The following is an 8,741-nucleotide window of genomic DNA, read 5'->3' as shown; positions in this document are numbered from 1 at the left end:
CCGGGCCATGCCCGGCGGAGGATGCCGAAGGGGGTAGCGCCGGGCCATGCCCGGCAGGGGGTAGCGCCGGGCCATGCCCGGCGGTGAGGTATCAGATCAATCGAAGCCCTGCCCGGCCGGCAGCGCCTGCAGCGCGATGATGGCCGCAGCGAGCGCATCGACCTCGGTATCGCCAAAACCGGAGCGGACCTCCAGCTCGCTGCTGAACAACCCTTGTTCCAGCAACGCCGCACAGGTCTGTTCGTGGCTCCAGCCACGGGCAACCGCGACCCGCCGGATGCGTTCCAGCAGCAGCGGGTCCAGGTCCCGCAGCACAACATCAGCCATGCTCACTTCCCCGTTCGCAGGGCACCGCCCCCTCGGCGCGTCGGGGGCGATGATCCCGCAGACCGGGCGGGCAGGCAATCAGGCGGCCGGCGGTGGCCCGCGGTCGACGATGCGCGGCCACAGCCAGACCAGCAGCAGCAGGGTCGGCACCACGGTGACCGAGCTGAGGATGAAGAACGTGCTGTAGGAGGTGGCCTCGACGATGTAGCCCGACACACCGCCGACGAACTTGCCGGGCAGGTTGGCCAGCGAGACCAGCAGCGCATACTGGGTCGCGGTGAAGTTGCGGTCCGTCAACGACGACATGAAGGCGACCAGCACGGTGCCTGCAAAGCCCTGGAACAGGTTGTCGGCACTGAGGGCGGCATAGAACGCCCACAGCTTGCCCGGGTTGTGCGCCATCAGCAGAAAGGCCAGATTGGACAGCGCCACGCCCAGTGCCGCCACCAGCAGCATGCGCCGGAAGCCAAACGCGGCCACCGCGATGCCTCCCAGGAAGGCACCGCCGATGCCCATCCACACCCCGAACAGTTTGGAGACCGTGGCGATGTCGGCCTTGTCGAAGCCGGAATCGAGGTAGAACGGCCCCGCCATCACCCCGATCACCTGGTCAGGGAACTTGAACAGGCCGACAAAGGCCAGCAGCACCAGCGCCAATGCCACGCCGTTGCGGCTGAAGAAACTTGTGATCGGCTGGACGAAGGCTTCGGCGACATCGATGCGGCGCTGCACGGCGGTGGCGGGACGCTCCGGTTCGGCGCACAGCAGCGTGGTGATGATCGGCAGCAGCATCAGGGCGGCCATCGCCAGATACGCGATGACCCAGCCTTCAAACTGGGCCAGATACAGCGCGCCGGCACCGGCCAGGATCAGGCCGATCCGGTAACCCAACGTGTAGGTGGCCGCCAGCGCGGCCTGAGCGGTCTGCGGCGCGATCTCGATACGGTAGGCATCCACGGCCGAATCCTGGGTGGCGCCGGCAAAGGACGCCACCAGCACCCACATCACCAGGGGCCAGACGCCCTGTTCGGGGCGCACGAAGGCCAGCGCGATCAGTCCGACCAGCACCATGACCTGCGATACCAGCAGCCAGGAGCGACGACGGCCGAGCCGGCCCAGCAACGGGAAGGCATACCGATCCAGCAGCGGTGCCCACAGGAACTTGAGCAGGTAGAAGAAACTGGCCAGGCTGATCAGGCCGATGCTGCCCAGGTCCAGCCCCACATCGCGCAGGCGCGTGGACAAGGTCTGCGACGCGATCAGCAGGAACGGCAGGCCACTGCCGAAACCCAGCATGGCCATGGTCAGCGCCGACGGTGTACCGAAGGCGCGCTTGATTCCTGCCCAGCCCTTGTAGCTGACCGGCCTGGCCGCCTCGCTCACAGGTCGTAGTCCACGGTGAACGGGGCGTGGTCGGAGAAGCGCTCTTCGCGGTAGATCGAGCAGCCACGCAGTTTGTCGCGCAGGCCCGGCGTGATGAACTGGTAGTCGATGCGCCATCCCACGTTGTTGGCGCGGGCCGCCCCGCGGTTGCTCCACCAGGTGTAGTCCTCCCCGGTGGGATTGAGCAGGCGATACGCATCGGCCCAGCCACGACCGGCCGCCACGTCGGTGGCCTGGCCATGATCAGCGCACAGCGCGTTGAGCCAGTCGCGCTCTTCGGGCAGACAGCCGGAATTCTTCTGGTTGGACTTCCAGTTCCTGATGTCCAGCGCCGACCGCACGATGTTCCAGTCGCCACACAGCACGTAGTCGCGACCGCTGCGCGCCCACTCCTCCAGGATCGGCCGCAGCCACTCCATCACTTCGAACTTGAATCCCTGGCGCAGGTCGCCGGAGCTGCCGGACGGAATGTAGAAGGACACCACGCTGAGGTTGCCGAAGCGCGCCTCGATATAGCGCCCCTCATCGTCGAACGGCGCCCAGCCCAGCGAGGTGATGACCTGGTCCGGTTCCCGCCTGCTGTAGATCGCCACGCCGCTGTAGCCCTTCTTGGTGATGGCATCGCGGTAGAAGCAATGGTGTCCGTCGGGCCGGAACATCGGGTCGGTCAACTGGTCTTCCTGGGCCTTGGTCTCCTGGAGGCACAGGACGTCGGCGTCCTGGGCGCGGAACCAGTCGAGGAAGCCTTTGGTCGCGGCGGAACGGATGCCATTGGCGTTGAAACTGATGATGCGCATGCGGGGGACCTACGACGGGAAACCGGGCAAGCATACCGGTTGGCTGCTGGGCTGCGCAGTCCGGCGGACGCGGCCGGACGGCCCCCCCGGAAGAGCGCCGACGAGCGCGGAAGGCCCGGCTGCATTAGGATTTGTGCTCCAAATGAAGATGAATCGAGTTTTGATGAGCGACCACCGTCACCGTTTCCTGCAGCTGGCCCTGACCGCCGACGCCCTGCGCTTCGGCCAGTTCACCCTCAAGTCCGGCCGGCTGAGCCCCTATTTCTTCAACGCCGGTCGCTTCGACTCCGGCTCGCTGCTGTCCCAGCTCGGCGCCTGTTATGCCGATGCCATCGACGCCAGCGGGGTCAAGTACGACGTGGTGTTCGGCCCGGCCTACAAGGGCATTCCGCTGGCCACGGCAATGGCCTGCGAGCTGGCCCAGCGTGGCCGCGACCTGCCGCTGTCGTTCAACCGCAAGGAAGCCAAGGACCATGGCGAAGGCGGCCAGCTGATCGGCGCCGACATGAATGGCAAGCGCGTGCTGATCGTCGATGACGTGATCACTGCGGGTACTGCGATCCGCGAAGCGCTGGCCATCATCCGCGCGGCAGGCGGCACTCCGGCCGGCATTGTGGTCGCTCTGGATCGCCAGGAGATCGCTTCGGAAGCCGATCGCCGCTCCGCGGCGCAGGCAGTGGCCGAGGAAGCCGGCATCCCGGTGATCGCAGTGGCTTCGCTGGGCGACCTGCTTGATTTCGCCTCGGGAAACCCGGAACTTGTCGGCTACCGGCAGCCGCTGGAAGCCTATCGGGCCCAGTACGGCGTCCGCTCCACACGCTGACCGCCAGGGGGAAGGTCGCATGTCCCGAATTCCTGCTGTTTTCTTCGCCGGCCTGCTGCTGGCCCTGCCGTTCACCGTGGCGGGGCAGTCTCGGGGCGGCGACAAGGTCGAGAAGAAGCTGTACTGCTGGAACGAGGGCCAGGAGCGGATCTGCACCGATGCGCTTCCTGCCGATGCGGTCAACCACGCGCGCGACGAGTTCAATGCCCGCAGTGGGCTGCGCAATGCGCAGGTGCAGCGCGCGCTGACCGACGAAGAACGTGCCGCCGCCAGTACCGCGGCGGCACAGCAGCAGCTGGACCGGATGGCCGAGCAGACCCGCCAGCGCACCGAGCAGGCGATGCTGACCACCTACGGCAGCGAAGACGACCTGCGGCGGGTGTTCGCCGAGCGCCAGGAAGTGCTCGACAACAACCTCAAGACCGCCCAGTACAACGTGGCCAGCCTGCGTGAATCGCTGGTCGCGCTGCTGTCGGCGGCCGGCGACCGCGAGCTGGCGGGCGCCAAGGTGGGCGACCCGCAGGCCGAAGCGATCCGCCAGCGCCACGTACAGCTGCAGTCGCAGCAGCGCCTGCAGTCCGGCTTCCTGCAGCAGCAGCAGGCGTTGAAGGCGGAGATCGAAAGCACCCTGCAGCGCTATCGCGAGCTGAAGGGCCTGGCGCCGGCTGCCCCGGCTGGCTGAAAACGCTCCTGCCGCCGGGCATGGCCCGGCGCTACCCGTGGCCAGGTTACGGCCTGACGCGCGGAATTTATGCAGTCTTTACGCGCCGGCCCGGTCCGCCGGGTAGTGCGTTTACGGGGCGCAGGCCGACCATGACGGCCTGAGGTGGAGGGGTTCCACCAGGACGCAATTCCCATGTCCCCCTGGCTGTCGTTGGTGTGTGGCGTGCTGGTGCTGATCGCCGCCGCCTATCTTCTGTATGTCGTGCTGCGGCCCGAGTCGTTCTGAGCGGAGCCGGCCATGATTGAAATTCTTGTCATTCTTGCTGCCAGCGTCGCGCTGGCATGGCCGCTGGGACTGTACCTGGCGCGCGTGATGCGGGGCACGCCGATGAAGGTCGACGTGCTGTTCCGTTGGATCGAAACGCCGCTGTACAAGGTCTTCGGCGTCGATCCCGCACGCTCGATGTCCTGGCGTGGCTACGTGCTGGCATTCCTGCTCAGCAATGGGGTGGTGGCGGTGCTGACCCTGGCGGTGTTCATGACCCAGGCGTGGTTGCCGCTGAATCCGGACCAGATCCCGAACATGCGCTGGGACACCGCGCTGCACACGATGATCTCGTTCCTGACCAACACCAACCAGCAGCACTATTCGGGCCAGGCGCAGCTGTCCTACCTCTCGCAGATGACCGGGATCACCGGTCTGCAGGTGGTGACCCCGATGATGGGCCTGGCGCTGGCGGTGGCCACACTGCGCGCGCTGTTCGCGCCGGCGCCGCAGTCGGCCACAGGCAGCGCCGGCGATGACCGCCAGGTTGCAGTGGGCAACTACTACACCGACGTGGTGCGCCTGTGCGTGCGCGTCCTGTTGCCGCTGTGCCTGCTGTGGACACTGCTGCTGACCAGCCAGGGCGTGCCGTCGACGCTGGCGGCGGGGCCGCAGGCTACGCCGATCGATGCCTCCGCCGGCATGACGACGCAGAAGCTGCCGCTGGGTCCGGTCGCGGCGATGGTCGCCGCCAAGCAGCTGGGCGCCAACGGCGGCGGCTGGTATGGCCCGAACAGCAGCTTCCCGCTGGAGAATCCGACGCCGGTTTCGAACCTTCTCGAAGTGATCGGCATCCTGCTGGTACCGATGGCGGTGATCTTCATGATCGGGGCATTCACCGGGCGACGTCGCTTCGGCGCGCTGGTGTTCGTCTGCATGCTGGGAATGTCGCTGCTGTCCACCGGCGCCATGGTGTGGAGCGAAGGCCACAGTGCCAGTGCGGCCACGCCCCTGCTGATGGAGGGCAAGGAAGTACGTTTCGGCGCCGACGGCACCGCGTTGTGGGCGGCGGTGACGACGCAGGTGTCCAATGGCTCGGTGAACGGCATGCACGATTCGCTGGCCCCGCTGAGCGGTGGCATTGCCCTGGTCAACATGCTGGTCAGTGCGATCTGGGGTGGCATCGGCTGCGGCCTGCAGCAGTTCATCGTCTACCTGTTGCTGGGCGTGTTCCTGGCGGGGTTGATGACGGGCCGGACGCCGGAACTGTTCGGTCGCAAGCTGGAGACCCCGCAGGTGCGCCTGCTGGCCCTGCTGGTGCTGCTGCAGCCCATCACCCTGCTGGTGTTCACCGCGGTCACTCTGGCCGTGCCCGGCCTGGCCGGCACCTCCAATCCCGGCTTCCACGGCATCAGCCAGGTGTTCTACGAATACGTATCGGCCTACGCCAACAACGGTTCGGGCTTCGAGGGACTGGGTGATGCCACGCCGTGGTGGAACCTGAGCTGTTCGCTGGTGCTGCTGCTGGGTCGCTTTCCGCTGCTGGTGATTCCGCTGGTGGTTGCTGCCCAGCTCGCCGCCAAGCGGCAGGCACCGGAATCAGCGGGCAGCCTGCAGATCGAAACCCCGACGTTCGCCCTGACCCTGGTGTCGGTGATCGTCATCCTGACCGTGCTGCAGTTCATGCCGGCGCTGGTGCTTGGCCCGATCGCCGACCACCTGAGCCTGGGACTGCATTGAGGACACCCCCATGAGTAGCCACACAACCTCAACCCGTAACCCGCTTGCGTCACGCCCTGCCCTGCTCGATGCGGCCGGCCTGCGCCGCGCACTGGTCGACGCCGTACGCAAGCTTTCACCGATGCATCTGGTGCGCAGCCCGGTGATGGCGGTGGTGATGGCCGGCACGATCGTCGCCGCGATCATCACCCTGACCGGCAACGCTCCACTGGGCTTCGGCCTGGCGGTGACCGCGATCCTGCTGGTCACCGTATTGTTCGGCAACTTCGCCGAGGCCGTCGCCGAAGCACGCGGCCGGGGCCAGGCCGCATCGTTGCGCCGTGCCCGCCAGGACCTGGTGGCGCGCCGACTGGCCGCCCCGCAGCCAGGGGCCGCAGAAACGCAGGTGCCGGCCGCCGAACTGCGCCCGGGCGACCACGTCATCGTCAGTGCCGGCGAGCTGGTGCCAGCCGATGGCGAGATCGTGCAGGGCCTGGCCACCATCAACGAAGCGGCGGTAACCGGCGAATCGGCACCGGTGCTGCGCGAAGCGGGTACCGATCGCTCCGGCGTGATCGGCGGTACCAAGGTGCTGTCCGACCAGATCGTCGTGCGTGTGACCGCCGAGCCGGGCCACAGCTTCCTGGACCGGATGATCGCGCTGGTGGAAGGCGCCAACCGGCAGAAGACACCGAACGAGGTTGCCCTGACCCTGCTGCTGGCGGCGATGACGCTGACCTTCCTGGTGGTGGTGGCGACATTGCCGGCCATCGGCGCCCATGTCGGCGTCCAGGTCGATCCACTGCTGCTGATCGCACTGCTGGTCTGCCTGATCCCGACCACCATCGGCGGACTGCTGCCGGCCATCGGCATCGCCGGCATGAACCGCGCCCTGGCGGCCAACGTGCTGGCCAAGTCGGGCAAGGCGGTGGAAGTGGCCGGCGACGTCGATGTGCTGCTGCTGGACAAGACCGGCACCATCACCTACGGCGACCGCCAGGCCAGCCACTTCCATGCGTTGGCGGGAATCGACGCCAGCCAGCTGCGCGACGCCGCCCTGTTGTCCTCGCTGGCCGACCCGACCCCGGAAGGCAAGTCGATCGTGCGCCTGGCACGCGAGCAGGGGTGCACCACCGCCGAGCCGGAGCAGGCCGTCTACCTGGCCTTCAGTGCGCAGACCCGCATGTCCGGCGTTGACCTTGCCCATGGCCGGCAGATCCGCAAGGGTGCGCTGGATGCGATCCGCAACCATGTGCACGCGCAGGGAGGCGTGGTGCCGGCCGAGCTGGGCGGGCGCGTCGAACAGGTCGCCCGCAACGGCGCCACGCCGCTGGTGGTGGCGGAAGGTCGCCATGTGCTGGGCGTGATCGAACTGTCGGACGTGGTCAAGCACGGCATGCGCGAGAAGTTCGCACAGCTGCGGGCGATGGGCATCCGGACGGTAATGATCACCGGTGACAACCCGCTGACCGCGGCCGCCATCGCTGCCGAAGCCGGCGTCGACGACTACATCGCCGAAGCCCGGCCCGAGGACAAGCTGGCACGCATCCGCCAGGAACAGGCCGGGGGCCGTCTGGTGGCGATGGTCGGCGATGGCACCAACGATGCGCCGGCGCTGGCCCAGGCCGACATCGGGCTGGCCATGAACTCCGGCACGCAGGCCGCCAAGGAAGCCGGCAACATGGTCGACCTGGATTCGGATCCGGCCAAGCTGCTGGCGGTGGTGGAAGTAGGCAAGCAGCAGCTGATCACCCGCGGCGCGCTGACCACCTTCTCGCTGGCCAACGATGTCTCCAAGTACTTCGCGATCCTGCCGGCGCTGTTCGCCGCGGCGGTACCCGCGATGGCAGCGCTGAACGTGATGCAGCTGTCCAGTCCGCGCAACGCGGTGCTGGCCGCGCTGATCTTCAACGCCCTGGTGATTCCCGCTCTGATTCCGCTGGCTCTGCGCGGCGTGCGCTTCCGCCCGGCCACGGCCACCGCGCTCCTGCGCCGGAACATGCTGGTGTACGGCCTGGGTGGCGTGCTGCTGCCGTTCGCGGCGATCAAGGCGATCGACCTCCTTCTTGTCCTGGTATCCGGCTCATGAACCGCTCTGCTTCCACTTCTTCTTCCCTTCCGCGCGAAGCCAAGGCCGCATCCCGCATGGCCCGCCTGCAGGACGACGCCAGCTGGCGCCCGGCGATCGGCCTGGGTGTGGCGACCCTGCTGCTGGCCGGTGCGGTCTACGCCGGCATCGCCACCGGTTTTGCCGGCCTGGCGTACCCGATGCAGGCCGAAGGCAGCCTGCTGCGCGATGGCAGCGGCCAAGTGCGTGCGTCGGCGTGGCTGGCGCAGCCGTTCACTGGCGATGGCTACTTCCAGGCGCGGCCATCGGCCGCCAACTATGACCCGATGGCGGCGGCCGGCTCCAACCTGGCACGCAGCAACCCTGCGTTGACCGAGCGCGTCGCCGCAAGCACGGCTGCGGTCGCAGCGCGCGAAGGCGTCGCACCGGACCAGGTGCCGGCGGACCTCGTCACCCAATCCGGCGGCGGGCTCGATCCGCAGCTGACGCCGGCGGCGGCGCAGTTGCAGGTGGCCCGCGTGGCGCGTGCCCGGGGCCTGCCGGTGGAACGTGTGCAGGCGCTGCTGCAGGCCCACACCGAGGGACGCCAATGGGGTCTGTTCGGCCAGCCGCGGGTGAACGTGGTGACGCTGAACTTCGCGCTGGACCACGCAGCCGCCAGGCCGTGATGCGATCGTGCACCCGCTGCGCGCACAA

At 67.8% G+C, this 8,741-nt stretch carries 9 protein-coding genes; 6 read left to right on the top strand and 3 right to left on the bottom strand.

What is annotated here, in order from left to right; all coding sequences use genetic code 11:
* Positions 1-96: 96 nt before the first annotated feature.
* The 3 genes from N5J29_RS06190 to N5J29_RS06180 form a co-directional block, all read right to left on the bottom strand.
* Entirely contained in the window at positions 97-327 is a 231-nt protein-coding gene (locus N5J29_RS06190) for a hypothetical protein (protein WP_053516488.1), read from the bottom strand.
* A 78-nt stretch (positions 328-405) separates the two neighbouring features.
* Positions 406-1,710 carry an MFS transporter gene (locus N5J29_RS06185; protein ID WP_053516490.1) on the bottom strand — a complete coding sequence of 435 codons (1,305 nt, stop codon included), beginning with the start codon at positions 1,708-1,710 and terminating at the stop codon, positions 406-408.
* The gene (locus N5J29_RS06180) at positions 1,707-2,507 is read right to left on the bottom strand and encodes an exodeoxyribonuclease III (protein WP_053516492.1); all 801 of its coding nucleotides are present in this window, start codon (positions 2,505-2,507) and stop codon (positions 1,707-1,709) included. The genes N5J29_RS06185 and N5J29_RS06180 overlap by 4 nt, the downstream gene beginning before the upstream one ends.
* A 163-nt stretch (positions 2,508-2,670) precedes the next feature.
* On the opposite strand from N5J29_RS06180, the gene pyrE reads away from it, so the two are divergent.
* The 6 genes from pyrE (at position 2,671) to kdpC (ending at position 8,713) form a co-directional block, all read left to right on the top strand.
* Positions 2,671-3,330: an orotate phosphoribosyltransferase gene (gene pyrE / locus N5J29_RS06175; protein WP_065174233.1), complete on the top strand. Its 660-nt coding sequence runs from the start codon at positions 2,671-2,673 to the stop codon at positions 3,328-3,330.
* Positions 3,331-3,349: 19 nt separating this feature from the next.
* Complete coding sequence (locus tag N5J29_RS06170; protein ID WP_164151248.1) at positions 3,350-4,012, top strand: hypothetical protein; 663 nt, start codon at positions 3,350-3,352, stop codon at positions 4,010-4,012.
* 174 nt (positions 4,013-4,186) lie between these two features.
* The gene (locus tag N5J29_RS06165; RefSeq protein ID WP_053516498.1) at positions 4,187-4,279 is read left to right on the top strand and encodes a potassium-transporting ATPase subunit F; all 93 of its coding nucleotides are present in this window, start codon (positions 4,187-4,189) and stop codon (positions 4,277-4,279) included.
* A 12-nt stretch (positions 4,280-4,291) separates the two neighbouring features.
* Positions 4,292-5,998 carry a potassium-transporting ATPase subunit KdpA gene (kdpA, locus tag N5J29_RS06160; RefSeq protein ID WP_065181998.1) on the top strand — a complete coding sequence of 569 codons (1,707 nt, stop codon included), beginning with the start codon at positions 4,292-4,294 and terminating at the stop codon, positions 5,996-5,998.
* 10 nt (positions 5,999-6,008) lie between these two features.
* A complete protein-coding gene (gene kdpB / locus N5J29_RS06155; protein ID WP_065181999.1) occupies positions 6,009-8,066 on the top strand; it encodes a potassium-transporting ATPase subunit KdpB in 2,058 nt (685 codons plus the stop codon).
* The gene (gene kdpC, locus N5J29_RS06150; RefSeq protein ID WP_065182000.1) at positions 8,063-8,713 is read left to right on the top strand and encodes a potassium-transporting ATPase subunit KdpC; all 651 of its coding nucleotides are present in this window, start codon (positions 8,063-8,065) and stop codon (positions 8,711-8,713) included. The genes kdpB and kdpC overlap by 4 nt, the downstream gene beginning before the upstream one ends.
* Positions 8,714-8,741: the final 28 nt, after the last annotated feature.

The sequence above is a fragment of the Stenotrophomonas sp. GD03680 genome (assembly GCF_029844625.1).
GTDB lineage: Bacteria > Pseudomonadota > Gammaproteobacteria > Xanthomonadales > Xanthomonadaceae > Stenotrophomonas > Stenotrophomonas maltophilia_P.
This window is presented reverse-complemented; position numbering and strand designations above follow the sequence as displayed.

Coding starts and splice junctions, on each gene's coding strand:
- N5J29_RS06170 (WP_164151248.1), top strand. CDS start 3,350: ATGTCCCGAATTCCTGCTGTTTTCTTCGCCGGCCTGCTGCTGGCCCTG.
- pyrE (WP_065174233.1), top strand. CDS start 2,671: ATGAGCGACCACCGTCACCGTTTCCTGCAGCTGGCCCTGACCGCCGAC.
- kdpB (WP_065181999.1), top strand. CDS start 6,009: ATGAGTAGCCACACAACCTCAACCCGTAACCCGCTTGCGTCACGCCCT.
- N5J29_RS06190 (WP_053516488.1), bottom strand. CDS start 327: ATGGCTGATGTTGTGCTGCGGGACCTGGACCCGCTGCTGCTGGAACGC.
- N5J29_RS06165 (WP_053516498.1), top strand. CDS start 4,187: ATGTCCCCCTGGCTGTCGTTGGTGTGTGGCGTGCTGGTGCTGATCGCC.
- kdpC (WP_065182000.1), top strand. CDS start 8,063: ATGAACCGCTCTGCTTCCACTTCTTCTTCCCTTCCGCGCGAAGCCAAG.
- N5J29_RS06180 (WP_053516492.1), bottom strand. CDS start 2,507: ATGCGCATCATCAGTTTCAACGCCAATGGCATCCGTTCCGCCGCGACC.
- kdpA (WP_065181998.1), top strand. CDS start 4,292: ATGATTGAAATTCTTGTCATTCTTGCTGCCAGCGTCGCGCTGGCATGG.